22 protein-coding genes and 1 pseudogene are annotated in these 26,243 nt (G+C 44.0%); 18 read left to right on the top strand and 5 right to left on the bottom strand.

The window, feature by feature from the left end; genetic code table 11:
* Positions 1-174 precede the first annotated feature (174 nt).
* From BCT11_RS10275 to BCT11_RS10250, 5 genes are all read left to right on the top strand, one after another.
* Positions 175-354 (top strand): DUF2158 domain-containing protein, encoded by a 180-nt coding sequence (locus BCT11_RS10275; RefSeq protein WP_047515401.1) that lies wholly within the window; start codon positions 175-177, stop codon positions 352-354.
* Entirely contained in the window at positions 354-620 is a 267-nt protein-coding gene (locus tag BCT11_RS10270) for a hypothetical protein (RefSeq protein ID WP_102388280.1), read from the top strand. The genes BCT11_RS10275 and BCT11_RS10270 overlap by 1 nt, the downstream gene beginning before the upstream one ends.
* Positions 621-778: 158 nt before the next feature.
* Positions 779-1,912, top strand: a complete 1,134-nt coding sequence (locus BCT11_RS10260) for a DUF3800 domain-containing protein (protein ID WP_102388278.1) — start codon at positions 779-781, stop codon at positions 1,910-1,912.
* Between the two features lie 123 nt (positions 1,913-2,035).
* Complete coding sequence (locus BCT11_RS10255) at positions 2,036-3,574, top strand: hypothetical protein (RefSeq protein ID WP_102388277.1); 1,539 nt, start codon at positions 2,036-2,038, stop codon at positions 3,572-3,574.
* Between the two features lie 138 nt (positions 3,575-3,712).
* The gene (locus BCT11_RS10250; RefSeq protein WP_102388276.1) at positions 3,713-4,429 is read left to right on the top strand and encodes an endonuclease NucS domain-containing protein; all 717 of its coding nucleotides are present in this window, start codon (positions 3,713-3,715) and stop codon (positions 4,427-4,429) included.
* A 328-nt stretch (positions 4,430-4,757) separates the two neighbouring features.
* Here the strand turns inward: BCT11_RS10250 and BCT11_RS10245 are convergent, their stop codons facing one another.
* Both BCT11_RS10245 and BCT11_RS10240 read right to left on the bottom strand, forming a co-directional pair.
* Positions 4,758-5,219: a hypothetical protein gene (locus tag BCT11_RS10245; protein WP_102388275.1), complete on the bottom strand. Its 462-nt coding sequence runs from the start codon at positions 5,217-5,219 to the stop codon at positions 4,758-4,760.
* A 41-nt stretch (positions 5,220-5,260) separates the two neighbouring features.
* Positions 5,261-5,501: pseudogene (locus tag BCT11_RS10240) on the bottom strand (IS3 family transposase); the annotation flags it as partial.
* Positions 5,502-6,375: 874 nt separating this feature from the next.
* On the opposite strand from BCT11_RS10240, the gene BCT11_RS10235 reads away from it, so the two are divergent.
* On the top strand, positions 6,376-9,129 hold the full coding sequence (locus BCT11_RS10235) for a cation-transporting P-type ATPase (RefSeq protein ID WP_102388274.1): 2,754 nt from the start codon (positions 6,376-6,378) through the stop codon (positions 9,127-9,129).
* Positions 9,130-9,312: 183 nt separating this feature from the next.
* Positions 9,313-10,047: an RNA methyltransferase gene (locus tag BCT11_RS10230; RefSeq protein WP_045405458.1), complete on the top strand. Its 735-nt coding sequence runs from the start codon at positions 9,313-9,315 to the stop codon at positions 10,045-10,047.
* Positions 10,048-10,135: 88 nt separating this feature from the next.
* Here the strand turns inward: BCT11_RS10230 and fdxA are convergent, their stop codons facing one another.
* Positions 10,136-10,459, bottom strand: coding sequence for a ferredoxin FdxA (gene fdxA / locus BCT11_RS10225; protein WP_005431654.1), 324 nt, complete (start codon positions 10,457-10,459; stop codon positions 10,136-10,138).
* Between the two features lie 232 nt (positions 10,460-10,691).
* On the opposite strand from fdxA, the gene BCT11_RS10220 reads away from it, so the two are divergent.
* The 5 genes from BCT11_RS10220 (at position 10,692) to udp (ending at position 18,067) form a co-directional block, all read left to right on the top strand.
* Complete coding sequence (locus BCT11_RS10220; protein ID WP_102388273.1) at positions 10,692-12,311, top strand: NAD(P)/FAD-dependent oxidoreductase; 1,620 nt, start codon at positions 10,692-10,694, stop codon at positions 12,309-12,311.
* 344 nt (positions 12,312-12,655) lie between these two features.
* Entirely contained in the window at positions 12,656-13,075 is a 420-nt protein-coding gene (locus tag BCT11_RS10215; RefSeq protein ID WP_102388272.1) for a CBS domain-containing protein, read from the top strand.
* A 63-nt stretch (positions 13,076-13,138) separates the two neighbouring features.
* Positions 13,139-14,590: an MATE family efflux transporter gene (locus BCT11_RS10210; protein ID WP_042602649.1), complete on the top strand. Its 1,452-nt coding sequence runs from the start codon at positions 13,139-13,141 to the stop codon at positions 14,588-14,590.
* A gap of 100 nt (positions 14,591-14,690) precedes the next feature.
* Positions 14,691-17,000 (top strand): zinc/cadmium/mercury/lead-transporting ATPase, encoded by a 2,310-nt coding sequence (locus BCT11_RS10205; RefSeq protein WP_102388271.1) that lies wholly within the window; start codon positions 14,691-14,693, stop codon positions 16,998-17,000.
* A gap of 308 nt (positions 17,001-17,308) precedes the next feature.
* Positions 17,309-18,067: a uridine phosphorylase gene (gene udp, locus BCT11_RS10200; protein ID WP_038866646.1), complete on the top strand. Its 759-nt coding sequence runs from the start codon at positions 17,309-17,311 to the stop codon at positions 18,065-18,067.
* Between the two features lie 160 nt (positions 18,068-18,227).
* Here udp and BCT11_RS10195 read toward each other — a convergent pair whose 3' ends face one another.
* Complete coding sequence (locus BCT11_RS10195) at positions 18,228-19,388, bottom strand: DUF1887 family protein (protein WP_038866647.1); 1,161 nt, start codon at positions 19,386-19,388, stop codon at positions 18,228-18,230.
* A 165-nt stretch (positions 19,389-19,553) separates the two neighbouring features.
* Positions 19,554-21,545, bottom strand: coding sequence for a methyl-accepting chemotaxis protein (locus BCT11_RS10190; protein ID WP_039978186.1), 1,992 nt, complete (start codon positions 21,543-21,545; stop codon positions 19,554-19,556).
* A gap of 235 nt (positions 21,546-21,780) precedes the next feature.
* Between BCT11_RS10190 and hinT the strand changes: the two genes are divergently transcribed.
* The 6 genes from hinT to ycfP all read left to right on the top strand — a co-directional run bounded on the left by hinT (position 21,781) and on the right by ycfP (position 26,210).
* Positions 21,781-22,131: a purine nucleoside phosphoramidase gene (hinT, locus tag BCT11_RS10185; RefSeq protein WP_038866649.1), complete on the top strand. Its 351-nt coding sequence runs from the start codon at positions 21,781-21,783 to the stop codon at positions 22,129-22,131.
* 73 nt (positions 22,132-22,204) lie between these two features.
* Positions 22,205-23,599 carry a hypothetical protein gene (locus tag BCT11_RS10180; protein WP_102388270.1) on the top strand — a complete coding sequence of 465 codons (1,395 nt, stop codon included), beginning with the start codon at positions 22,205-22,207 and terminating at the stop codon, positions 23,597-23,599.
* Entirely contained in the window at positions 23,599-23,991 is a 393-nt protein-coding gene (locus tag BCT11_RS10175) for a YcfL family protein (protein ID WP_038866655.1), read from the top strand. The genes BCT11_RS10180 and BCT11_RS10175 overlap by 1 nt, the downstream gene beginning before the upstream one ends.
* Before the next feature lie 87 nt (positions 23,992-24,078).
* Positions 24,079-24,669, top strand: coding sequence for a penicillin-binding protein activator LpoB (lpoB, locus tag BCT11_RS10170; protein ID WP_038866656.1), 591 nt, complete (start codon positions 24,079-24,081; stop codon positions 24,667-24,669).
* 43 nt (positions 24,670-24,712) lie between these two features.
* Positions 24,713-25,591, top strand: a complete 879-nt coding sequence (gene thiK / locus BCT11_RS10165; RefSeq protein WP_102388269.1) for a thiamine kinase — start codon at positions 24,713-24,715, stop codon at positions 25,589-25,591.
* Positions 25,592-25,670: 79 nt separating this feature from the next.
* Positions 25,671-26,210 carry an alpha/beta hydrolase YcfP gene (gene ycfP / locus BCT11_RS10160; protein WP_038866663.1) on the top strand — a complete coding sequence of 180 codons (540 nt, stop codon included), beginning with the start codon at positions 25,671-25,673 and terminating at the stop codon, positions 26,208-26,210.
* Positions 26,211-26,243 lie beyond the last annotated feature (33 nt).

Below are 26,243 nucleotides of genomic sequence, written 5' to 3'. Positions count from 1 at the left end.
ATGCGTTGATTTTTGGTGATTTAGGTGGTTTGCAGCGGCTTCGGTATTGCGTTGCTCACCCCTTAGCAGGGCGTTAGGTATTTTTATTCAACCCATTGAGTATCATATTTTAATCCCCATTTAATGTAGGTGTACTTTGAGTGCATCTAACAATATGAATATATGAGGTAAATTATGGCATTTCAGACAGGCGAAATTGTAAAACTAAAATCTGGTGGTCCTGATATGACGGTTCAGTCAACTGCTAACACTTCTGGAACACATTTCTATTGCCAATGGTTTGCTGGCAAAAAACTTGAGCGAGGAAGCTTTCCTGCTGATTCTCTAGAATACGTGGCTCAGGATGAAGAGTAATGAAACCGTCGGATGTTGCTTTATGGATGCAGGAACGCTTAGATAAAGAAAGCTGCTTATATCAAGACGACGTAGTAGATATGCTCGTGAAAGCTAAGCAAGAGGAACACCTGAGAGAAAATGCCGACGGCAATCAAGTTCTTGGAAGAGCAGTTCTTAATCAATTTAAGAAGCTCAATGAAGAGACTGTTGTTTGGGTTGGTCCGGATAAATATTGGAGATTTCGGGTTAAGGAAGACGAACCTTCCAGAACAGCTCGAGGCTAAAATACCTAACAATCTGTTTAAGAGTGATTCGCAACGCGTGGCATTTTTGCTATGTGTTGCGTTTAGTGTTTAAGGTGGTATGCGGAAGCATCGGTATTGCGTTGCTCACACCTTAATGCGGCGTTATGTTCCCGAGCAATTTGACAAGGTAAATCGTTATGAGTAATCAAGGTGTATACATTTATGCGGATGAATCTGGTCATTCGGGAAAAGAGATATTTAAAGAGCAATCACCTCTTTATTATCAAGGTGCTGTACTGATTGATCGTGAAATAGATTCGTTAGTCGAGGGAATTATTGCAAGCTACTGCGAAGAGCATGGCTTAGAGCGGTTACATGGCTTTGAACTTGGTGAAGAAAGAACTAATAAACTGTGCATTCAACTGTTAGACGCCTTAGATCAGCAAAATTGGGAGTTCCACTATACGATTGTACAGAAAAGATACTTAGCTCCGACAAAATTTGTTGACACTATTTTTGACTGCTGGGATAACCCAGCAGTGCCAAGAACATGGTATGTCGTTGACCTACTGAGACATTCTATTTGCTTAGTCATTGATGACATGATGCATGATGGACTGGATGAGGACTTCTGGCGAGCCTATTTGGCGGATGATCTTGAGGAGCTTATGGCTGTCTGTAGAACACTATTAGTACGGTCTCAGCAGATACCAGATCAAAGGTTAAGGCAAGTTGTATCCGAAAGCTTGGCATATGCTATTGAAAACCCGCAGCTTTTCACGTTGATTTCAGCGAAAGGGAAAAGTGCGTACAAAAAACAAACCCCTAATATGGTTGCGTTTTCAAGCTTACTTAACTCGATACATGGATTTTGTAATAAGTTAGATTTGGGCGTTAAGCAGTTTGTCCATGACCAAAATGATGAGTTTCGTGGGACGATGCGAGAGTTTCATAAATTGTTCTTTAAATTTGAACAAGAAGAAACTTCTTTTGGTGGTGTACCTACCCTTAAAGATTTTGGCTATGATATTGGTCAGTTCATGCTCGAGTCTTCTAAGAAGTCATATGGCTTACAGGTTGTCGATTTATTCTTGTGGTTGTTACAGAGAGATGTAGCAACACCAGAACTACAAGCAACTAAGGCTAGACTACTTGATAACTCAGTAGACTTTGTAATTTCTAGGTATATGTCAGTGAATATCGTTCAAGCTCGTTATCATCAGGTAATGACTTCTCCATTATCGCCAGAACAGATCGACAAAGGTAAAGAGTTTTCAAGGAAGCTTGAAGAACAAAGACTTAACGATATGCAAAAAAAGTTACGAACATAACAAAGCATTTAAGAGTGATTCGCAACGCTTGGCAGTTTCGCTTCGCTCAAGTATAGCCAAGCGTCGCTCACACCTTAATGCGGCGTTAGTTCTACTTTTTACAGATTAATAGGTGTTATAAAAATGAAAGATTTAAATCGAATAACTGTTGGAGAAATGATTGGTATCGAGATGGAGTTTTTAAATTCTCATTCAATAAGCCGTATGTCTCTAACTCAAATAGGTAAAAGTTTTATACACCATATTTCTGGATATGAAAGTACGAAGGATTCATATCAAGACTATAGAAATCTATATATAACATCGACAGGAAATTCAAGTGCACCAGATAGCGAGGTGTTATTTTATAAATATATAGCAAGTACTTACTTAAACCTTGAAAGTGATCCGAAAGAAAAAATCATAGAACTATATTTTAAAGCGTCAGACGATGTTAAGGAAATTGAATTAAGGTTAAATTACATACAAAGTGAACTTGACTTAATTAATGAAAAAAAGCGAAAAAATGGTTGGCTAGATGGCAAAGATCGTTATTACAAAAAACTTCTTGAGTATTATTACGAAAAAAACGATCAAGCAAAGAATGAAGTGATGGAGTTCATATCTAAAGATTTGGAGGCATTTTCTATAAGAAAATGTCGTAAATTATTCAGTTCATTAATACATTTAGGCAATGAAATGCCTTATCGTTACACGAAAGGAATCATGTACTCTCCAAAGTTGGATAGTTATGATGTTCGTAATGTAACCGAGTTATCGAACAAATTTCTAGATTTACCAATCCCTGCATACTTGGAGCTACATCAACTATATTATTCAAATAAAGATGATTTTTTTGATTTTGCTAGAGAGTATGCTAGTGGTGAAGTTGATGGTATTGAAGGGATAATTTCAAAAACTCACAAGAGCATCAATGATAGCCATATAATAAACGCTAGAAAAAATGTTATAAATACAATTTTGTCACATTATAATTCAAAAGACTATATATCTGTGGTTAATATGCTACCGATGCAAATTGAAGGTATATTTCATGATGTTTGTATAGAGCTTGGAATTGACGAATCTCGATTGGATATTTCATCGATTAATGAAAAGTTGAGGATTTTGGAAGATCAACTAAGTTATTTTATTTACTTCGAATACTACTCCTTTATTTTTCCAATTATAAGAAATAAAGTCGCTCATGGTAAACTTATTGAGAACAATCTTGAGTATACGGCTTTCATGCTCATGATGGACTTAATACCTCTATTAGATTTAGCTTCTTCAAAAGAAATCCCAATAAACAATGTTCTTAGCTTATTGGAAAAAATAAAAGCTAATAACTTTGACGCGCTAATTGAGTATTTTGAATATAGAGACATTGTTCTACCGTCTTTCTATGAAAAAGAAGCTGATATAGAACTTGCGATTAGATCTTTTGACACAACTGAATTCTGGGATTTTATTTATAAAAAAGTTAAGGAACAGAAAACAGAAAATATCAACGATACAGACATCATGAAATTTGTTAAAAAGTTGCATAGTAGTAATATTTGTAAACAGAAATCCACAGAATTTATGAAAAACATTCCTATTCTAATAGAAAGCATTAACAATGAGAAAGTTGTTAGGAAAGCAAGAGTTGATAAAATCGTAAATGCATTGAAACAGAACTAACAAAGCATTTAAGAGTGATTCCCAACGCTTGGCATTTTTCATTCCATCGTTGGGTTTTGTGTTTACGGTGGTAAGGTTGAGTTTCGTGGTAGCGTTGCTCACACCTTAACAGGGCGTTAGCTATCAAAAGGAGGTTGTATGCAATATGAAAATTATCGGAAATGGTTGGCGGAACAGAATTACCAAAGTGCAACGATCACAGCTCAGATGCACCGAACGGGTAGAGTTGAAGAACATTATGGGGATTTAGATTTACTATACAGTGAAGATCGTCTTGAGGGAGTTATTCTTGAACTAACGTATACTGCGCAGGACCAGCGAAACAACCGACCAAATGAAAGCAAAATTCCATTTGATGGAGATGCTTATAAGAATTTAGCTTCTTATCGAGATGCAGTCCGTAGATATAAACGTTTTTTGGAAGATGATCGTGAGGTAATAGATGTCGATTCTACCGATAATGAGATTGATGCGGTAAGAACAACTCAAGCTATTGGTTTAGAAAAAGATATGCAGACTGCAATACGTCACAATATAGATCTGATTGAGCAGGGTCTTAAGGTGCTTGACGGAGGGCGAGAAAAGTCCGTAGAAACGGGCTTTATTGATATTTTTGCTGAAGATATGCATAAGATTCCAGTGGTAATCGAGTTAAAAACAGGTGTCGCAGGACAAAGAGCAGTGGCTCAAATACTTAGCTACATGGGAAGTATAATTGAAGAGCAAAGTCGCGAGGATGTAAGAGGTATTCTGGTTGCATCAGATTTTGACAAAAAAGCACGTGCCGCGGCGAAAGTTATACCTTCTCTATCTTTGGTACGCTATCAGTTCTCGTTCAATTTCTTTATAGAGTAACTTTGAGGAATTGCTAGCTAACAAGTGTTTAAGGTTTCAAGATACTTTTTCTAATCTTGTATAAACGATTTGGAGCTATAGTTCTAAATCGTTTCTGTCCAGAAACGTGCTAGGACGACTAGCGCTAACTTGCCTTTGCCCCAAGTCTATCAACTACTTATTTGTTTGAACTGTCACCCGATCGAAAAATAAACAATAAAAGTTAGATTTAGCGATGGTATTAGCGTAAAAGCTACGTTGCGGTCACTTAGATTGGATCATTTAGGGCAGGGTTTATACGAACTAGCTAAAGAGTGGAGTAAACATTTAATAGTTACTAAGGGTAAGCCTAGCCGTTCTTTGAGAGATCTAGAGCTGTGGTCGATTGATAGAACGGAGCTGAATAACCCTGAAAGATATGGTTGAACTGCTCACGGCTATCAAGCACAAAAGCAACTCGAACGTGGTCTAGGTCGTATGTCGTTAAAACAGAGCGTAACCAACCCGCCAATGGGTCCTCCAAAAGCGCCCTACAGCCTACGAACCACACCCATGTTTGCTGATGACTTCGAATAATGTCTAAGATTTCTGACTTGTATCGATACCCATCTCCCATTGACGTTAGGTCTATGTACACAACATTGGCACCTAGTCCATGGTTAGTGCGGTTGTACGTATCTTGAAGCTCTTTACCGCATTCACTAGCAAATGTGTGAAATCTCATCATGCCCAACTCCCAATAGCCATGAATTAAGCGTTCTGGTGTACCTACAGGCCAGCTATCAAAGGTGTATAAATTATCTTTACGCATACACAAAATTTATTTTTATGAACAGATTAGAAAAGTGGAGCCTAATGGTTGGACACATAAGCCAATACCTTAGGCGATTGATCCTGCTCAGCAGCAAATCTCTGTCTGCCAAAGTAGACTTTATCAGGGATGAGGTTATTGAGTTCCTGATGATTAAGCTCCTCATTATAAAACACGATGTAGTGCCCGATTTCAAGTTCCACTTTATGGGGCGTGCTGTAAGCTTTTAAGTTTCAGACTTCGCCATAATCGCTCAATAAAAACATTGTCGACCCAAGGACCATATGTTTCTCGAGGGACTGATAGGAATGTGGTAATTTTACAACGTTGACTTTAAGTAGTTGGTCAAATATGCAGAATTTTGATGCAATTTTATGCGAACTTTTGCTGCAAGTTGTTTTGTAACTATTTGAAATCATGTTCGTGATATGCGATCATATATTGCAGGCATCACTTTAAAAGCCTCGCTTATACAGCGAGGCTTTTTCGTTTCTGCTCTGTAAAATACTCTCTCAAACCTTTTCCCTTCCTCCCAACTGGCTATTCGTCTGGCTGGTGGCTTCTCATTACTCATAACCAAATTTGTATACAGTATTCAGCCGTGTCTCTTGTGATTTCTCTTTTGTTTTGGAGTGAATAAATATGCTGGTTGTATAGTTCGAACGGGATGCATTTCGGGTAGCTAAATTTGGTCATTCTTTATTAGCAATTTTTCTATTTCCCCTTGCAAATCTTTTCGGATAGTTTGCATTTTTGTCACGCTTGTTAGCTACTCTTAATAAAAGCATCTTGTAGAAAAATTACACTTTTCGGGAAAAATGAAGTGTTTTTTCAGTCTAATCGGGGTCTTATTCATGTTAATTTACACTTAATTGATCTTTTGTATGACAAAATAAAATTGAGATTGATTGGGGTCAAAGATTCGTCCGCATTCGCTATCTGCCTATCTGAAAGTTAATTACAAGTATTCATCGGTTCGGGTAGGTTATTTTTACTCGCTGGCATAACACTGAATAGATTCTTGATAAATATTCAAAATGAAAATAAACGGTGCAACGGTGACTAGCGAGGCGATTTAACACAATTCTATTCAGCGAATGCTTTTTATCAGTTTGAAATTGTACTGATGTCGCTTGAATGCTTTTTGGAGACCCCCATGACTAAAAAGTGGTTTACTGAGTCGGTTGAAGAAACACTGACTCAATTAAATGTATCAACTGAGCAAGGTTTGACTTCGGAAGAAGTAGAGCAGCGTCAGGCTGAACACGGCAAAAACGAGCTACAAGAGCAAGAAGGCAAATCTGCCCTTGAGCTATTCCTACACCAATTTAAGAACCCATTGATTTTCATTCTGGGTATTGGTGCGATTGTTTCCTTCTTTACTGGTCACCTTGTGGATGCGATTGCCATCACTGTGATCATCTTCATCAATGCCATCATCGCATTTTGGCAAGAGTTTAAAGCCCAGAAGGGCATGGAAGCGCTGCGCGAAATGGCAGCGCCAACCGCACAAGTTCGTCGCAATGGCAAATGGATTGATGTGTTGGCACGTGACATTGTGCCGGGTGACATTCTAAAGATTAATACGGGCGATATCCTTGCTGCGGACGTGCGCATCATTGAAGCGAACCGTCTTGCGGTAGATGAAGCCGCGCTTACTGGTGAGTCTGAGCCGGTTGATAAAATCGTTAAGGTGATTGAAGACGAAACCGTCGGCCTTGGTGATCAGCGTAATATGGGCTTTATGACCACGATTGTGACCACTGGTACAGGCTTGGGTGTGGTTGTCAGCACAGGCATGAAGACCGAAGTTGGCCACATCGCGGACATGATGGCAAACACTGAAGAAACCAAAACACCAATGCAAGAGCGTATGGATACCATCGCAAAAACCTTAATGGTTGCGGCTTTGGGTGTGGTGGCTGTGGTTTGTGGTATCGGCCTTTACCACGGTATGCCTTGGCTGGAAATCCTCAACACGGGTATTTCGTTGTCGGTAGCGGCGATTCCAGAAGGTCTGCCAACAGTTATCTCAATTGTGTTGACGATGGGCTCAACGCGCATGGTGAAGAACAACGCATTGGCGAAGCAGCTTTCGGCAATTGAGACGCTGGGTTCAACCACGGTTATCTGTTCAGATAAAACCGGTACGCTGACACAAAACCAAATGCAGGTAATGAAAGCGTACGACGCAAGTGGTCGTTACTGGGAAGTGTCAGGCAAAGGCTTTAGCCCTGAAGGTGGATTCAAGCCGCTAGGTCACACGGTCGATGCAAAGCAAAGCCCAGAGATGATGAAAGGCTTAGTGGTTGCGACCCTGTGTAATGATGCGGAATACATCAAAAATGGCGATAACTCGTCTGTGCGTGGTAACCCAACCGAAGGCGCATTGATTGTTGCAGCGGCAAAAGCGGGTCTGGAGCAATCAGACATGCTATCGACAGGCGGTTACTCTATCGTTGAGAAGTTCCCGTTTGATTCTGCACGTAAGATGGCGTCAGTGATTGTTAAAGGACCGGATGGTAAGCACTTCCTTGCTATTAAAGGTGCGCCAGATGTGGTGTTACGTAATGCCTCTGGCTTTATGGTCGATGGTGGTGACTTACCTACGGCACCAACCATGTCGACAGGTAACCTTGCGTTAGCGGCAAGCCCAGCAGAAGAGGTGATTGCGAACTACGAAGCGGCAATTCAGGATTTTGCAGAGCAAGCGCTTCGCACTTTGGCAGTAGGTTATAAAGAGCTGACAGAAGAGGATCTCAAGCGTGAGCCTGCTGAGCTAGAGAAAGATGTGACCGTGCTTGGTTTGTACGGAATCATGGACCCTCCACGTCCAGAAGTTCGCGACGCAGTAGAAAGCTGTTATAACGCAGGCGTTCGCACGGTGATGATCACTGGTGACCATGCACTTACTGCAGCGGCAATTGCACGTGAAATCGGCATTATTCGCAGTGAAAAAGACTTGGTCATTACGGGTGCACAACTGGATGAAATGGATGATGAAGCGCTACGCAAAATCTGTCCGGAAGTTGCCGTCTTTGCTCGTGTAACACCAGAACACAAGCTGCGCATTGTTCAAGCTCAGCAACACAATAATGAAGTGGCAGCGATGACAGGTGACGGCGTGAATGACGCGCCAGCTCTTCGCCGTGCGGATATCGGTGTTGCAATGGGTATCACTGGTACATCGGTAGCCAAAGATTCGGGCGATTTGATTCTACTGGATGACAATTTCAGCACGATCGTGAAAGCGGTGCGCCAAGGTCGTCAGATCTTCGATAACTTGCGTAAGTTTATTCGCCAAGCACTGACGGCGAACGTGGGTGAAGTATCGGTTATCTTGTTTGCTTTCTTGATGATGGGCCCAGAGGCGATTCTGCCACTTACGCCGCTAATGATTCTATGGATCAACCTAGTCTCAGATGGTCTGCCAGCGCTGGCATTGGGTGTAGAACCTGAAGAGAAAGATCTGATGGAGCGTAAGCCGCGTAAGCGTAACGAAAGCTTCTTCAGCGACCATCTGGGTACACGTATTGTGACACGCGGTTTGGCATTAGGCGGCATGAGCTACTTGGCGTTCAACTGGGCACTGAGCAGCGGTCAAAGCGCGCAGTATGCACAAACGATGGCGTTCGCAATGCTGATTTTTGCTCAGCTATGGCACTTGTTCGATTCGCGCAGTTTTAGTTCGCTATACCGCAAGAACCCGTTCACCAACAAATACCTCTTGGGCGCAGTAGCATTATCGGCAACGCTGTCCCTTGGCGTGATTTACACCGGTCTTGGTCAGCTGATCTTTAACACAGAGGCACTAAGTGCTGGTCACCTATTTGGTGTGATTCTTGTGTCTTCGCTGCCGACGTTCATTCTGTCTGGCATTAAAGAGATGACGAAAACCAAAGTCGTTTAAGAATGGAGATGTCGATTCTTTCAGCATAGGGAAGCGACAGATGCCTAAAGCCCGCCGAGAGTGATAGCTTGGCGGGCTTTTCTTTTCTCTCTAGCAAGGCATCTCTTTAGCTGTGCGAAGGTTTACTCTATAATTCCCCCGTTTTCATCTGGTACTTCACCAACTTTCATCTGGGATATTTTCATGATTTCAAAAAACCAACTAAAACTGCTGCGTGCTTTAGGTCAAAAGAAGCAGCGTAAAGCGCACGGCTTATTTCTGGTTCAAGGTGAAAAGAACGTACTGGAATTGGCGAACAGCTCGCTCACGGTAAAGCAGATTTTTGCGACGGCCGAGTTTTTGGATGAGCATCGTCAAGAACTCAACAGTTTCGAATGTATTGAAGCGTCACTAGATGACCTAACTAAAGCAAGTACGCTGGTGAGCAACAATGCAGCCATTGCTGTGGTCGAAATTCCAAACGTAACAGTGCCTCAGGCAAAAGGCTTGATGATTGCATTGGATGGCGTTTCTGATCCGGGCAACCTAGGTACGATCATTCGCGTGGCGGATTGGTACGGTATCAAGCACATCATCGCGAGCGCAGATTGTGCCGACCCATACAATCCAAAAACCATCAGTGCAACCATGGGCAGCTTTGGTCGCGTTCAAGTGAGCCTCGTGGATTTACCAAGTTACTTGGAAGAGGCAAACTTGCCAGTGTATGGCGCTTTCCTTGAAGGCGAGAGTGTGCACAAAACGCAGTTCTCAGCAGAAGGTATTTTGTTGATGGGCAGCGAATCTCATGGTGTGCGTGAAGCCGCGTCTAAATTTGTGACCGACAAGATTACTATTCCAGCGTTTGGCGGTGCAGAGTCTCTAAACGTGGCAATGGCGACAGGTATTATTCTGGACAACATGCGTCGTCAACACAGCTAATCGCAGCAGCGAATCTTAGATACAAAAAAGCGTAACGAGCCAGGCTTTTTCAAGTTGAGGTTCATTACGCTTTTTTGTTTTAATGCGCTTATTTTTCTAGCATGTCCAACTTGTTTGGCACGCCGTTCCACTTTTCTGCTTCATCCATTGCTGGCTTCACTTCAGTTTGTACCGGCCAGATTTCTGCAAGTTCTGCGTTGAGCTCTTTGTAGATCACTTGATCTTCTGGCAGCTCGTCTTCTTGGAAGATGGCGGCTGCGGCACATTCGTCCACGCACAAACCACAGTCGATGCACTCAATCGGGTTGATTACCATAAAGTTTGGGCCTTCGTGGAAGGCATCAGCAGGGCATACCGCGACACAGTCAGTGTATTTACATTGGATACAGTTATCGGTTACGACAAACGCCATGATAATCAGCTCTTAAGTTAGTCAAAATTGAAGAATGGGGATAATACTCATCCCAAGGCAAAATTCAACATTCGCTACGTTAATTCCGCCGCGCAACTTGGATTTAGTATGACAGACAAATCAATTTCTCGTAAAATGCGCGCCATTGTGAGCTGACTGCTTTTTCACCCTTGATATTAACGAGGAGAAAATAGCAGTTCTGGCTAAGACACCTACCATAACGAGACATCACATGATTCGTATTAATGAAATTAAACTTCCTCTTGATCATGAGGAAGGCGCGCTATTGGACGCGATTACTAAAAAGCTTGGCATTGCTGCTGAGAAAGTTATCTCTTTTAATGTCTTTAGACGCGGCTACGATGCTCGTAAGAAAACTAATATTCATCTTATTTACACGCTAGACATCATCGTTGAAGGTGATGAAGAAGCGTTGCTAGTGAAATTCGAAAAAGATCCGCACGTTCGCCAAACACCAGATATGGAATACAAGTTTGTTGCGAAAGCACCAGAGAACCTAACAGAGCGTCCAGTGGTGATCGGTTTTGGTCCTTGTGGTCTGTTTGCGGGTTTGGTTTTGGCTCAAATGGGCTTTAACCCAATCATCGTTGAGCGTGGCAAAGAAGTACGTGAGCGTACTAAAGACACGTTCGGCTTTTGGCGTAAGCGCACACTAAACCCAGAATCAAACGTGCAGTTTGGTGAGGGCGGCGCGGGTACTTTCTCTGATGGTAAGCTTTACAGCCAAGTGAAAGATCCAAACTTCTACGGTCGTAAAGTGATCACTGAGTTTGTAGCAGCAGGCGCACCAGAAGAAATTCTATACGTAAGTAAGCCGCACATCGGTACCTTTAAACTGGTTACCATGATCGAGAAGATGCGCGCGAAAATCATCGAGCTAGGTGGTGAGATCCACTTTAGCACTCGTGTTGACGATCTACATATGGAAGATGGTCAAATCACAGGCGTAACGCTATCAAACGGTGAAGAGATCAAATCTCGTCACGTTGTTCTGGCAGTTGGTCACAGTGCTCGTGATACTTTCGAAATGCTGCATGAACGTGGTGTTTACATGGAAGCGAAGCCATTCTCTGTTGGTTTCCGTATCGAACATAAACAAGCGATGATCGACGAAGCGCGTTTTGGTCCAAGTGCCGGTCACCCAATTCTTGGGGCAGCGGACTATAAACTGGTTCACCATTGTAAGAATGGTCGTACGGTTTATAGCTTCTGTATGTGTCCTGGCGGTACTGTTGTTGCTGCGACTTCTGAAGAAGGTCGTGTAGTAACAAACGGTATGAGCCAATATTCACGTGCAGAGCGTAACGCGAACAGCGCAATCGTAGTGGGCATTTCTCCAGAAGTTGACTACCCGGGTGATCCTCTGGCGGGTATCCGTTTCCAACGTGAACTAGAATCGGGCGCTTACACACTCGGCGGTGAGAACTACGATGCACCAGCACAGAAAATTGGTGACTTCCTGAAAGGTCGCGATCCAAGTGCATTGGGTGATGTTGAACCATCGTTTACACCTGGCATCAAACTGACAGATCTTTCTAAGGCGCTTCCACCGTTTGCAATCGAAGCGATTCGTGAAGCGATTCCAGCATTCGATCGTAAGATCAAAGGCTTTGCTTCTGAAGACGGCCTACTGACTGGTGTTGAGACGCGTACGTCTTCTCCAGTTTGCATCAAGCGTGGTAAAGACTTCCAAAGTATTAATCTGAAAGGTTTCTTCCCAGCGGGCGAAGGTGCAGGTTACGCGGGTGGTATTCTTTCTGCGGGTATTGATGGCATTAAAGTCGCCGAAGCGGTTGCTCGTGATATCGTTGAAACAATGCAAAATGCATAATTTCAGCAGATAATAATTTGTCGAAAGCCAGCCCAATTTGAGGCTGGCTTTTTTGTGCGTGATGCATAGCTAATTAACCTAACCCATTTTTCTTTTCCGATTTTAAGCCTGTTTGTTTCCAGTTTGTTCCTTATTTCATCGCATTCTGTCAGATCTTTCCGTGCGGGTGGCGTACAACATAAATATGCAACTGATCTTTCATTGCTCTATCTTATGAATTTATTGTGACTGTGATTAATAGACAACGCCTATAAATAAAATTGCCATTTTCCATTTAGTAAAATCAAGAAATTAGACGACACTTATCTTAAAGGCAGCAAAAATGTGCCGCTAAGGAGATAAGAATGCACTCACTAAAAGTAAAAGATTACATGACGTTGCAAGCGGTGACTTTCACCAAAAACATGTCGCTCACAGCGGCTTTGGATAAGGTGATGCAAAGTGTTACTCTAGGTGGTCCCGTTATCGACGAAAACGAGAAAGTCATTGGATTCCTTTCTGAACAAGACCTTTTAGACAAACTCGTTAAAGCCAGTTACCACTGTCAGGATACCCACACAGTAGAAGAGTGCATGCACGAAGTTGCACTGTCTGTGTCACCAGAAATGTCCATCATCGAACTAGCAGATATGATGAAGGTGGGGAAACCGAAAATGTACCCAGTGGTGGATGATAAAGATAAGCTTGTCGGTGTAATTACTCGCCGTGATGTATTGAGGGCTATCGGGAAGACGCTAAACGAATGTTTCAAACATCCTGTTTAAAGCCAAAATAATAAGAGTTCAGACAAAAGACGCCTCGGCGTCTTTTTGTCGTTGAGGAAGAATATGTCCACGCAAGACGCGAAGTTTGTCCAAGGTTCTACCATGCGCCACATCTTAGTGATGTCTGGCGCAGGTTCAGTTGGTTTGATGGCGTTGTTCGTCGTCGATTTACTCGATATGTTGTTTATCAGTATGCTGGGGCAAGTTGAATTAGCGGCTGCCGTTGGTTTTGCTGGGACATTGATCTTTTTCTCAACGTCAGCTTCGATTGGCACGTCAATCGCAATGGGAGCACTGGTCTCCAAGTCTATTGGTGCAAAGGACTTTGACCGAGCGAGGTTGATGAGCGGCAGTATCATGCTCACTGCCTTTATGATCAGCTTGGTTATCACTATTGGCATGTACATGCACATTCCCGAGCTCTTGGCTGCGATTGGTGCAGAGGGCGTTGCCGCTGAAAGAGCCGAAGCTTACCTTAATATTCTACTTCCAAGTGCTCCTATTCTCGCCTTAGGCATGTCAGCAGGCGCAGGTTTGCGTGCGGCGGGAGATGCTAAACGTTCCATGTGGGCCACCTTAGCGGGAGGCATTGTTAACGCTATTCTTGATCCTCTGTTTATTTTTGTCTTCAAATGGAATGTTGAAGGGGCTGCTGCTGCGTCGGTTATTGCTCGATTTACCGTATTGGCTTTCTCGCTCTATCCATTAGTGAAAGTGCACAAGTTGGTTTCATTCCCGGATTACAGCATCCTCAAAAACAACCTTAAGCCAATTCTAGCCATTGCTGTGCCCGCTATCATTACTAATACCGCAACCCCTATTGGGAACGCTATTGTAACGACGCACATTGCGCATTTTGGGGAAGACTTTGTGGCTGGTTTTGCCGTTATTGGACGTTTGACGCCAGTCTGTTTTGCTGTGATTTTTGCTTTATCAGGTGCGGTAGGGCCGATTATTGGACAAAACTTTGGTGCAGAGCGAATGGATCGCGTGAAAAAAACGCTGACGGACTCGTTGTTAGTCACCACGATTTATACACTTTCGGTGTGCGTTGTACTGTATCTATTGCAAGACTACATTGTTGCGATGTTTAGCCTTACTGGTGATGCTGCAATCATTGTAGTGGCCTTCTGCACTTATGTGGCAATCAGCTTTGTGTTCAATGGCACTCTGTTTGTGGCAAATACCTCGTTTAACAACCTTGGTAAGCCACTTTACTCGACAGCATTGAATTTAGGTAAAGCGACGATTGGTACCTTACCTTTTGTGTACTTTGGGGCGCAATGGTATGGCGCGCTTGGTGTGCTCTATGGACAAGCGGTCGGTACCATCGTGTTCGGCTTGCTGGCATTGGTTGTGCTAAATAAACACATTAAAGATCTGATGCAAAACTTTGGCGAAGACTTGGTGGAAGACGACCCTGCGATAACGTGCGTAAATACTCAGCCTTTCTGTTCTCACGATGCGGTTTTGATCGATGAAGTCGTCACCACCTTAGAAGAAGAAAAAGCGTAAATTTTAATAATTTCACATAAACACTCTTGACCTTGGAGTAAGCTCCAAGGTTTATTCTTTACGGTAGATAAAGACTTATCACCAATAAGGAAAGTGAATTATGTGTAATAAACATCAAGGTTGCCAATCAGGAAAAATCAAATCTGCGGTGGCAATAGGTGCTACGGAGTCTTGTTCCGCACCAACAAAACCAACCTTAAATATCACTCAAGCCAGTGTTATGGCTTCAGAAGAGTCATGTTGCAGCAGCAGTGGTGGTTGTAGTAATGACCCTGCTGATGAAGAAGGCCCTGCCGAACCCATAGAAACCTCCATTCGCCATAGCTGGTTGGTGTCTGGCATGGATTGCCCTGCCTGTGCCCAAAAGCTTGAAAAAGCCGTTTCTTCTATAGACGGTGTACTCAAGGCCAAAGTCTTGTTTGCGACGGAAAAGCTGGTGGTTGATTTTGACAATCGCGCTCTTGCGCCTGTGATTGAACAAATCTCACAACAAACAGGATTCCCACTGTCTTCGACCGATGCTCCAAAGCCAAAAGCTGAGAAGAAGGGTTGGTTAGGTATCATCAAAGACAATGCTCAGATACTTTCTATTGCAGGTGCGATGGCATTTGCCGGTCTTATTTCGGATGTTAATCCGATGCTGAGCACGTGGTTGTTTACCTTGACCTGTTTGTTGGGTCTATACCCAGTGGCAATGAAAGCTTTCAAACTCGCACGCAGTGGTACGCCCTTTGCTATCGAGACGCTCATGAGTGTGGCGGCTTTAGGTGCGCTGTATCTTGGTGAAACCGCAGAAGCTGCGATGGTGCTATTGCTTTTCCTTATTGGTGAAAAGTTAGAAGCATATGCATCCTCCCGTGCTCGTAGCGGTGTTCAGGCTCTGATGGATTTGGTGCCAGAAAACACGACTTTGATTGTGAACGGAGAGCGTAAAGAAGTCCCTGCTTCTCAACTTCAGCCGGGTGACGTGATTGAAGTGGCACCGGGGGGGCGTATGCCTGCTGACGGTGTTCTTATCAATCAAGCCGCAAGCTTTGATGAAAGTGCCCTTACCGGTGAATCGCTACTAGTTGAACACATTGAAGGTGGAAAAATCATGGCTGGCGCTGTGGTTGTCGACAAAGTCGTGCAAATTCAAGTGACGTCTCGCCAAGGTGAAAATGCGATTGACCGAATCCTTCATTTGATCGAAGAAGCGGAATCACGCAAAGCTCCACTAGAACGCTTCTTAGATAAGTTCAGCCGTTGGTACACTCCTTTGATGATGTTGGTGTCGCTACTTGTCATTATCACACCACCATTGCTGTTTGCTCAGCCTTGGGAAACATGGGTATACCGAGGCTTAGCGTTACTATTGATTGCTTGTCCATGTGCGTTAGTTATCTCGACACCTGCGGCGATTACTTCTGGTTTAGCAGCGGCAGCAAAACGAGGCGCCCTCATCAAAGGTGGTGCAGCATTGGAACTGTTGGGACGTGTTGAGTCCGTTGCGTTCGACAAAACAGGTACATTGACACAAGGTAAACCTCAAGTGACCGATGTGATTGCGATAGGTGTGACTGATGAGCAGCTATTGAGCCTAACTGCATCGATTGAAATCGGTTCAAGCCATCCGCTAGCGATTTCACTGGTGAACAAAGCTCAAGACCAAGGCGTGATGATTCCGGAAGCCACAGACAAAACTGCGCAGGTAGGTTCTGGTGTGACTGGCTTAGTCGATGGCAAAGTGGTTCAAGTGATTGCACCTTCTAAAGCCGAATTCAAGTTGAATAAAGAAGTCGAAGAGCGTGTACTTGAGCTTGAAGGGCAGGGTAAAACAGTGGTTGTTGCTCGCCATGACTCTCAAGTTATTGGTCTGATTGCGTGGCAAGATACGTTACGTCAAGATGCTCAGCAAGCGGTTGCTGCTTTGAAACAACTGGGTATTTCATCTGTGATGCTAACCGGTGATAACCCACGCAGTGCTGAAGCGATTGCGAACCAAATTGGTCTCGATTACAAGGCGAGTTTACTGCCTGCCGACAAAGTCCATTACGTCGAAGAAATTTCTGCGCAGCATACGGTTGCAATGGTCGGTGATGGTATTAATGATGCCCCAGCAATGAAAGCATCCAGCATTGGTATTGCCATGGGAGGCGGTACAGACGTTGCCTTAGAGACTGCAGATGCCGCGTTGACTCACAACCGCTTGGTGGAACTGCCAGCCATGATTGAGCTATCACGCGCAACATTAAATAACATTCGTCAGAACGTTGCTTTGGCTTTGGGTTTAAAAGGGGTGTTCTTAGTGACTAGTTTGTTAGGTATTACAGGCCTATGGGTTGCGGTACTTGCTGACAGTGGTGCTACGGCCTTGGTGACTCTAAATGCTTTGAGATTGCTTCGATTCGAGTCCAAACAAGTAGAGTAATTTCACGATCTAATCGATTAATTATTAGCCCGAGGTGGATTCGCCTCGGGCTTTTGTATTTGTATGATTGAAATCATTTTCCTGAATGATTCGATTGAAGAGTCACTGTTTATTATGCAACACAATAGCTTTATAGCTTTCAAAGTGTGATCAAAACCGTTTTTATTTGAAAGTGTAAGTTTATTACATTGTTTCATTGTGATTATGATCACTCTATGTTGGTAAAAGGTTCGCTACAGTGCATCTGTACCCAACAACTTACTAATGAGCTTATTGCTTACAAAATAAGCCACAACAAGGAGCGACTTATGTCTCAAGCTGTATTCCATTTAGGTGTTACTGAAGCGGATCTTAATGGTGCGACTCTAGCAATCATTCCAGGCGATCCTGCACGCGTACAAAAAATCGCAGAAGAAATGGAAAACCCAGTATTTCTAGCAAGTCACCGTGAATACACGCTATACCGTGCAGAGCTAGACGGTAAACCTGTTGTGGTTTGTTCTACAGGTATCGGCGGTCCATCTACGTCTATCGCAGTAGAAGAACTAGCGCAGCTTGGCGTTCGCACTTTCCTACGTGTTGGTACTACTGGTGCAATCCAGCCACACGTAAACGTAGGTGACATGATCGTTACTACAGGTTCTGTGCGTCTAGACGGCGCGAGCCTACACTTTGCTCCAATGGAGTTCCCAGCAGTAGCAGACTTCGAAATCGCAACAGCAATGAAAGCTGCTGTTGAAGAGTCTGGTGCAACCGTTCATATGGGCGTGACTGCTTCAAGTGACACTTTCTACCCTGGTCAAGAGCGTTACGACACATTCTCTGGCCGTGTTGTTAAGCGTTTCCAAGGTTCTATGCAAGAGTGGCAAGACATGGGCGTTCTGAACTTCGAAATGGAGTCAGCAACACTGCTAACCATGTGTGCAAGCTCTGGCTTGAAAGCAGGTTGTGTGGCGGGTGTTATCATCAACCGTACGCAAAAAGAGATTCCAGATCATGCAACGCTGAAAGAAACGGAAGCTCGCTCAATTAAAGTTGTAGTAGAAGCAGCGCGTAAGATGCTTTAAGCACAACGGTTAGTTGGCATTTAAACAAACGGGAAAAACCAGAGGTTCGCCTCTGGTTTTTTCTATCTGGCAGTTTTGTCTGAGTATTCAAACAACAAATCTGACGCAATAAAAAAGCAGCTCGAGGCTGCTTTTTTTGATTTTTGATCTATATCGACGATTAGATTTCGTCAGAACCACCAGCGGCTTCAAACCAAGCACTTAGGTGAGTTTTGAGATCTTTCAGCTCGTCTGGGCCAATAAGTGCCAACCCTAAGTCCTCTGCACGTGTGATATCGTTATGACGCAGTGGGCGGAAGCTAACTAACATTGCTCGCGCTTGCAGACCACCTAGAAGGTCGCGCAATGACTCCAATTTGTACAAGGTATCATCGCCATCATCACGCATGCCTTTAGTTTTACATTCGATGATGTGTAACTTGTTGTTCACCACAGTCGCAACATCAAGCTCGTTACGAACTTCGCTTTCGCCGAGTTTGCGATAAACCTGAACGTTCAACGATCGGTCTTGAATAGTCGGCATCGTGTCTTGGATTTGCTTCACAGTGCTGTGAACTAACGTTTCTAACCATTCACCATTTGAGAAGCGACGAGCATCTTCATCGATAAAGGTGAGAACCCCATTTTCATAGGTTGCAATTTCTGCTTCCACCAAATCAGTCAGAAGCATATTCAGTTCACGGTAGCCTTGCTGCTTCTCAGAAAGCTCTACATCTAACTTTTGTTCTTTACGACATGTCGTCGCAAGATAGTTAAGCGTCGCCAGTCCAGGACCAAGTTCTAGCGCATTAGAAGCCCAACGCTCACCCAGTTCATAAAGTTTTTGGTCTAGTTGAGGAGGCAGATCGACGTGGTGGAATTCACCGCGTGCACCGAAGATAGTCAGGTAATCAGAGATGGTGATGTGGTCTTCAACTTGCGTGTCTTCTTTACCATCAGGATACAGCCAGCAAAGTTTGTCGCTGTTTGGCTCAACGACAAAGATTGGCCAGCGGTACGTACGGAAAACTTCATACACAGAAAGCAGTCGGTGACGAAGGCCGCAACTTGCATTCAGTTTTACTTCTTCACCTCTATCATGGAGGTCTTTTGCCAATTTATGGATCGATTGCTTAATAAGAGAAGTGTTTACAACAGAAGGAATTTCAAAAAATTCAGAAGTAATTTCTCGCTGCTCCAACACGGCACTCAGTCGCTCGTACATATCAGATTGGCTTTTGTCGCCGATGAAGACGATATGTGTGCTAACAGTGCGATTATCCAAAAGAGGAGTGACCAATCTCACTGGGTCTTGGTCGATAATACCAACATGAACAGCCATAGATTTTCCTTCTTATTTGGCTTGCTCGAAAAGAGAAAAGAAAAGGGATGAGCAAGCCATATTAACCATATGTAGACAAGGCTCATAAAAAACAAGGGCGACTTCAATAAAAAGTCGCCCTTATACAGTTGGTTGCAAAAAATCTGTTAACTGTCGATGCTGCTCTTATAGTTTAAATCGATGAACTAACTCGTTTTGCTGATGAGCCAGTTGGGTTAACGATTCGCTGGTCTGAGCGATGCTCGACATCGCATGGTAGCTTTCATCTGCGATACTGTTGATGTCTTCAATATTGCGTGCAATGTCAGCTGACGTCTCGCTTTGCTCTGCTGCCGCCTGAGAAATATGCGTACTCATTTGGCTGATTTCGATAATAAGCGCTTGGATTTCTTCCATTGAGCTATTGGCTTTCGATGCTTGCTCTACTGACATTTCCATGTCACTCATGCAACTTTGGATGACTTGGTTAGCGGATTGCGAACTTGATTGTAGGTTACTGATCATTGCCTCAATCTCAGTTGTCGATTGTGTGGTCTTGGAGGCAAGCACACGAACTTCATCTGCGACGACCGCAAAACCACGACCTTGTTCACCGGCACGTGCAGCTTCAATTGCGGCATTTAGGGCAAGCAAGTTGGTCTGCTCGGCAATGTTACGAATCACATCCAGAATCGAGCCAATTTGACCACTCATCTTTTGCAGTTCAGAAACGGCAGACACCGATTCGTTCAAGCGTGTTTCAAGTTGGTTAATCGTCGAAATGTTGCTGTTCATGACATTTCGACCTTGGTCCGAGGCGGTTTCTACACGCTGAACCATTTCAAGTGAGCCTTGTGCACTTTGCGCTACTTCCTGCACCGAATGTGACATCTCTGTCATTGCGGTTGCGACGGTCGCGGTTTGCTCGCGCTGCGCATTCAATTTAGATTGCGCTTGAGAAGAAGTTTGTTCATTCGTTGATGCGGTAGATGCAAGGTTATCTGAGGCGTCATTTAATTTCACAAGAATGTTGTGCAGGCTGTCTGCCAACGTATTAATGTGACCACTCACGCGGCTGAACTCGTTGTTGTAACGGTTATCGATGCGCTGCGTCATGTCACCTTCGGTCAAGCTTTCTAATACCTTCAAGATACGAGTCAATGGTTCACGTACACTTTGTGCAATGTGATAGCCGATAGCCGTCGCAAACAGAACCACAATCACTGCGATCACAATAGCTTTGGTTACACCAGCAGAATAGATGTCACCTGCATCGGTCAGAGACTCATTCAATTTGTCTGTCGCTGTTGTTGTAAATTGCTCCAGAATCGACATGCTTGAATCAACTTTAGTCGCTAGATTTGCGATATTGTTGTACAGCGCAGAACGAGCAGATAAGTAGTTGTTGTGTTGGTCTAATACACCACCACGCATGCCTACGTCTCGAGTAAATTGATCCACTGAATCACCAAAGGCTTTTTTAAGCTCAGGTAACTGAGTAACCAATCCACGAAATGCGTAATTCAGGTGCGTAACCGCTTTACGGTTTTTCGCAACGGCTTGAGTCACAAACTCTGGATTTGAGCTAGCCAATGCGTCCGATGTGATCACCTCTGCATCTTTTAGCTTAATGAAATAGCTTTTTGCCATCACTTTGACTGAGATGCTTGATTGATCGGCTACGTATTCTTTCAGACCAACGGAAAGTTCGGTGTTGAGCTTTTGGAAACGACGAGAAGACTTCTGCACTTCTTCTTGTGCCGCAAACATCGCTTCGTAGTTGTCCATTGCTTCCTTTGCTTCGGTAAAGTAGCTCTGCTCAAGTTCTTTAAGCTGAGAAAAAGGTTCTGCTAGGGAAGGGTAGATTTGGCTGGCCACTTCAAGTTGGCCTAATGTGCCTTCGAATCGTTGTTGAGATTTAGCAAACTCCTGACGCATTTCATCCATGCGCTGTTTATTCTCCGTGGTCAGGAAGTCTTTGAAAGATTTGTCCGCAGAAAGTAGCTCGACACTGGTTTGGTTGGATAGGGATACCAGTGGAAGTGATGATTTAGATACTGTCTCAAATTTGCCGTGAATATCATTCATGCCCCCCATCATAATGGCAATCGTGACCGCGAAAAGGACGATGATCAGCGCGAAGCCTGCATACATCCGTTTAATTACTGAACCTCGCATAAGTGAGCTTCCTCTCCCAAAAATAGACAACGTAAATAAGAATTGTCTTAAAAAAGTAACAAAATTCATCGGATTGTATTGAGTTTGCGACGCACGTTTTATGACGCACACGACAAAAAAAGCTTCAACGTCACGAGTTATATTGATAATGTTAAGTGAACACTGTTTTTTATTGAGCTCGCTTTTGGCTTAGCGCATACTAAATAGGTTACACACCTTATAAAATGGAGTACCCATGGCGGAAGAAACCATCTTTAGCAAAATTATTCGCAAAGAAATCCCAGCAGATGTCCTTTACCAGGATGATCTAGTGACGGCATTTCGCGACATTAATCCGCGTGCGCCAAGCCACATCCTTATCATTCCAAACAAGCTAATCCCAACCACAAATGATGTGGAAGCGGATGATGAAGCAATGATGGGACGCATGTTCACCGTAGCGAAAAAACTAGCGAAAGAAGAAGGCATTGCAGAAGACGGTTACCGTTTAATCGTAAACTGTAACTCACATGGCGGTCAGGAAGTCTATCATATTCATATGCACCTAGTGGGCGGTCGTCCTTTAGGTCCTATGGTATTGAGCTAATCTTTAGAAGGAAGTGGATGAAGAACGTCATCCACTTCTTTATTCCTCGAACGACACATTTGTGGAGATAAATGTGAAACATGGTGTGAAGCTATTCGGATTAATTAGCTGGACCTTGCTCGCGACAGGGTGTGCGAATTTATCCGCTGGCAACCTGTTCAGTCATTATAGTGACCAAAATAAAGAAGTTTACCAAGCGGTGGTTGCAGGTGAATACGCGAAAGCTGAGCAACTTCAATCAAGCGATGTAGGTGGCGAGATACTTGGTAATTTCGAACAAGGCCGAATCTCTTTTCTTGCAGCAGATTACCCAACCAGTTTGAGCTCGCTTGAAGACAGCGACCGTGCAGTACGTAAGCAACAAGACCGTGCCACGATTTCTGTCACAGAGACGGCGACCAGCGTGGGTTCTTTAGCCGTTAACGACAATCTAAATGAATACCAACCAGCCGACTATGAACTCGGCTTTTTGCATTTGTATTTAGGTCTTAACTACTTACAGAAAAATGATCTTGAAGGAGCTTTGGTTGAAATGCGCCGAGCCAATCAAGTTCAGGAAGTTGCAAAGAAAGCTCGTGAAAAGGAACTAAAGCAGGCCGAAAAGGATCTTAAGAAGCAAGGTATGTCTGCCAACTTGGGTAGTGTACTTGCGAACTATCCGGATGCAGGTAAAAAGCTTAGCTCCGTACAAAACGGTTACTTGTTCTATCTTTCTGGTTTGCTTTATGAAGCGTCACGAGATTTGAACAGTGCGTATGTAGACTATCGTCGCGCGCTCGCTGTGATGCCAGATAACAAGCAAGTGATTGAAAGTACAATGTATGCCGCGAAAAAGCTCGGTATGCGTCAAGATCTTCGTATGCTGGAAAAACGTTACGGCAAAGCGCCTTCAGGACTGAGTAAGTCACAAGGGCGCGTGATCGTGATAGACGAACAAGGCGTGGTGGAAGCGCTGCAAGGTTGGCGCATTGACTTGCCGATTTATGATAGCCGAGGCGACGGTGCGATCTATTCGCTGGCGCTGCCTTACTACCCGAAACGTGGAACACAGCGTTTTGGGGATGTTGCGCTAAATGGCAACAAGCTACCTTCAAGCACATTGGCCGATGTGAACGCGATGGCGCAAAATGATTTGCATGAGCGTTTAACGACCATCGTGATCCGTCAAGTCATTCGTGTTTGGGCAAAAGACAGAATCCGAAAAGAAGCGGCAAAAGGCGATGATGTCGGCAACATTCTTTTCAATGTGTGGAATACATTAACCGAACAACCTGATACCAGAAGTTGGCAGACGCTACCTGGCACGGTGAAAACGGCTTCGAAAGTCGTGAAACCGGGGCTGCAGAGCTTAAACGTTGGCGATCAGGTGTATCAATTCGAAGTGCCAGCACAGCAAACCACGTTGGTTTGGGTTTCTCGACAGGGAACGCATTCAACGGTATGGCACAAACAATTAGGGAGATTGTAATGAAAGCATGGCTTATTGGCTTGGTAATGATCATCGGTTTAGCGGGGTGCGCTGATAATACCGCGGGTATCCGAATTGACGGCCAAACACAAAAAGTATTCTTCCACGATAACGTAATGGGCAGTCGTTTATTAGTCGATAATATTACGACGACTTACGTGGATGATCGTCCACGCGGTGTTGTACAACTAAGTAGCAACTACAAAGGTGACCAAGAAATCCTTTATCGTTTTTACTGGTATGACAATTCTGGGTTGGAAGTGAACACCAAGCCAGGCCCTTGGCGAAAAATGATCGTACGTGGATTTGAGCAAGTGACGCTGTCAGAAGTGACAGTGAATCCAAACGGTACCCAATTCCGTGTACAAATTCGCGAAGCACAAGATAACTAACCCACTTTTGGGTAAATAATTTTAGGCAGCTTGCTGCTTTTCCAAGGTGGAGACGCCTTGGGATGAAACACAAACTAAGGAACTCTCATGAAAAAAAGTATTATTGCTCTTTTAGGTCTTGCCGTCATTTTGGGTGGTTGTTCAAACAAAGTCTCTTACGGTGATGCGCAAGCGACTGAAACTACAACCATCGATTTCGGCTCGACGGATCTACAAAAAATTGCTGGCGAAATGGTAGACAGCATGATGATGTCAGGTTCAGTGGCAGCAATTACTCGTGACCAACGTCCTATCGTATTTGTTGAGCGCATCAAGAACAAAACAAGTGAGCACATCGATACGGAGTCTATCACCGACACTATTTCTACTAAGATGTTGAACTCAGGTAAGTTCCGTTTCGTGGATATGGATCGTGTTGAGTCAGTTCGTGAGCAACTAAACTTCCAAAATACGGATGAGCTAGTGAACCAAAGTACGGCAATTCAGTTCGGTAAAATGGTCGGTGCGCAATACATGCTTTACGGTAACCTTTCTAGCATCGTAAAAGATGCGGGTAGCGACAAAGACGTATATTACAAAATGACGATGCGTTTGATGGATCTAGAAACTGGTCTGATCGAATGGGCGGATGAAACTGAAATCCGTAAAGAGCAATCGAAGAGCCTATTTGGCCTTTAATTGATTCTATTTGGTCCTACGACCTTGAGTGGAGAAGTCATTAATGGCGTGGTTTTCTTGGCAACAAGCGAAACAATTAGACCCAAGTCTTAATACCCTTGATAGCTTCTTTGCTTCTCCACCAGTGAAGGTACAAACCGTCACTGGTGGGTTAACCAATCGCTGTTGGCGGTTGGAATCCTCAGAAGGCCTTGCTTACGTCTGGCGCCCGACCAGCAACGTGTGTAAGGCCTTTGCTATATCTCGTCATAACGAATATCAAGTGCTTAACGCGATTGCCCCTCTCAACCTAGGACCAAAGCCTGTCTTTGTGCATGAGCAAGGTTTGTTAGTGGAGTGGGTGCCGGGTGAAACGCTGACGAAGCCAGGTATTGATATTGAAGAGCTATTGCCGATTGCTGCTAGGATTCATGAATATCCTGCAACGGCGGTTCCTTTAGTACCGTTCTCGTATCTTTCGCGTATCGACCATTATTGGTTGGAACTGGCTGGCCAGTACGTTGGTACTGAGTACGAAGCGCTTTATCTAAAGTGGCGTTCTGAGCCAAGCGTGGCGCAAGTCCCTGCAGCACTGTGCCATTTTGATCTTGGGTGTTACAACTTAGTTCGTGGCGAAGAGGGCGTGAAAGTGATCGATTGGGAGTATGCTGGCTTAGCGGACCCAAGGCTCGACTTGACCTTGATTTTGCAACTCGCCGACGTGCCTATTGAACAAGGTGTAGAACAGTATTGCCAAACTCGTGGCATTGAAGACGTCGCTTTATGGTTGGAAGGCGTGCGAGCGTGGATGCCAAGAACTCGAATGATGGCGATGCTTTGGTATTTATTGGCCTACAAATTATGGGATGATGAACAATACTTGAGCAGTGCATACGAGTTTAAAGACTTATTATGTATGGAAGATCACTGTTTTGAGAACTGATGGCTTTTTCCTCTTTAACCATAAGGAAATAGTGGTAGTTTAAAGTGAAAGTACCAGCAAGTCACAGGGAGAGGTACACATGATTATTTACTTGCACGGCTTTGATAGTACAAGCCCAGGTAACCACGAAAAAGTTCTGCAACTGCAATTCATCGATGATGACATCCGTTTCATCAACTACAGTACACTTCATCCAAAACACGATATGCAGCACCTGCTGAAAGAAGTGTCTAAGGTGATTGACCAATCTGACGATTCGAACCCATTAATCTGTGGTGTTGGTTTAGGAGCTTATTGGTCAGAGCGTATCGGTTTTCTCTGCGGCATTAAGCAAGTGATGTTCAACCCGAACTTGCATCCAGAGAAGACAATGGCAGGACGTATTGATCGTCCAGAAGAGTACGAAGACATTGCGACCAAGTGTGTTGAGGAGTTTCGTGCTAAGAACAAAGCGCGTTGTTTAGTGATTTTGTCGAAAGAAGATGAGATTCACGACAATGGAAAAACGGCGTCGGAATTAGAGAAACACTACGACATCATTTGGGATGAAACCCAAACGCATAAATTCAAGAAGATCTCTCACCACTTGCAGGCGATGAAGGCATTCAAGAACGCGTAACTTGCATAAAAACGAACAAACTGACTATGTTTA

Source organism: Vibrio sp. 10N.222.52.B12, assembly GCF_002875385.1.
Taxonomy (GTDB): domain Bacteria; phylum Pseudomonadota; class Gammaproteobacteria; order Enterobacterales; family Vibrionaceae; genus Vibrio; species Vibrio jasicida.
This window is presented reverse-complemented; position numbering and strand designations above follow the sequence as displayed.

Excerpts from the sequence above, each read along its gene's own strand:
- BCT11_RS10275 (WP_047515401.1), top strand. The coding sequence starts at position 175 with ATGGCATTTCAGACAGGCGAAATTGTAAAACTAAAATCTGGTGGTCCT.
- BCT11_RS10270 (WP_102388280.1), top strand. The coding sequence starts at position 354 with ATGAAACCGTCGGATGTTGCTTTATGGATGCAGGAACGCTTAGATAAA.
- BCT11_RS10260 (WP_102388278.1), top strand. The coding sequence starts at position 779 with ATGAGTAATCAAGGTGTATACATTTATGCGGATGAATCTGGTCATTCG.
- BCT11_RS10255 (WP_102388277.1), top strand. The coding sequence starts at position 2,036 with ATGAAAGATTTAAATCGAATAACTGTTGGAGAAATGATTGGTATCGAG.
- BCT11_RS10250 (WP_102388276.1), top strand. The coding sequence starts at position 3,713 with ATGCAATATGAAAATTATCGGAAATGGTTGGCGGAACAGAATTACCAA.
- BCT11_RS10245 (WP_102388275.1), bottom strand. The coding sequence starts at position 5,219 with ATGCGTAAAGATAATTTATACACCTTTGATAGCTGGCCTGTAGGTACA.
- BCT11_RS10235 (WP_102388274.1), top strand. The coding sequence starts at position 6,376 with ATGACTAAAAAGTGGTTTACTGAGTCGGTTGAAGAAACACTGACTCAA.
- BCT11_RS10230 (WP_045405458.1), top strand. The coding sequence starts at position 9,313 with ATGATTTCAAAAAACCAACTAAAACTGCTGCGTGCTTTAGGTCAAAAG.
- fdxA (WP_005431654.1), bottom strand. The coding sequence starts at position 10,459 with ATGGCGTTTGTCGTAACCGATAACTGTATCCAATGTAAATACACTGAC.
- BCT11_RS10220 (WP_102388273.1), top strand. The coding sequence starts at position 10,692 with ATGATTCGTATTAATGAAATTAAACTTCCTCTTGATCATGAGGAAGGC.
- BCT11_RS10215 (WP_102388272.1), top strand. The coding sequence starts at position 12,656 with ATGCACTCACTAAAAGTAAAAGATTACATGACGTTGCAAGCGGTGACT.
- BCT11_RS10210 (WP_042602649.1), top strand. The coding sequence starts at position 13,139 with ATGTCCACGCAAGACGCGAAGTTTGTCCAAGGTTCTACCATGCGCCAC.
- BCT11_RS10205 (WP_102388271.1), top strand. The coding sequence starts at position 14,691 with ATGTGTAATAAACATCAAGGTTGCCAATCAGGAAAAATCAAATCTGCG.
- udp (WP_038866646.1), top strand. The coding sequence starts at position 17,309 with ATGTCTCAAGCTGTATTCCATTTAGGTGTTACTGAAGCGGATCTTAAT.
- BCT11_RS10195 (WP_038866647.1), bottom strand. The coding sequence starts at position 19,388 with ATGGCTGTTCATGTTGGTATTATCGACCAAGACCCAGTGAGATTGGTC.
- BCT11_RS10190 (WP_039978186.1), bottom strand. The coding sequence starts at position 21,545 with ATGCGAGGTTCAGTAATTAAACGGATGTATGCAGGCTTCGCGCTGATC.
- hinT (WP_038866649.1), top strand. The coding sequence starts at position 21,781 with ATGGCGGAAGAAACCATCTTTAGCAAAATTATTCGCAAAGAAATCCCA.
- BCT11_RS10175 (WP_038866655.1), top strand. The coding sequence starts at position 23,599 with ATGAAAGCATGGCTTATTGGCTTGGTAATGATCATCGGTTTAGCGGGG.
- lpoB (WP_038866656.1), top strand. The coding sequence starts at position 24,079 with ATGAAAAAAAGTATTATTGCTCTTTTAGGTCTTGCCGTCATTTTGGGT.
- thiK (WP_102388269.1), top strand. The coding sequence starts at position 24,713 with ATGGCGTGGTTTTCTTGGCAACAAGCGAAACAATTAGACCCAAGTCTT.
- ycfP (WP_038866663.1), top strand. The coding sequence starts at position 25,671 with ATGATTATTTACTTGCACGGCTTTGATAGTACAAGCCCAGGTAACCAC.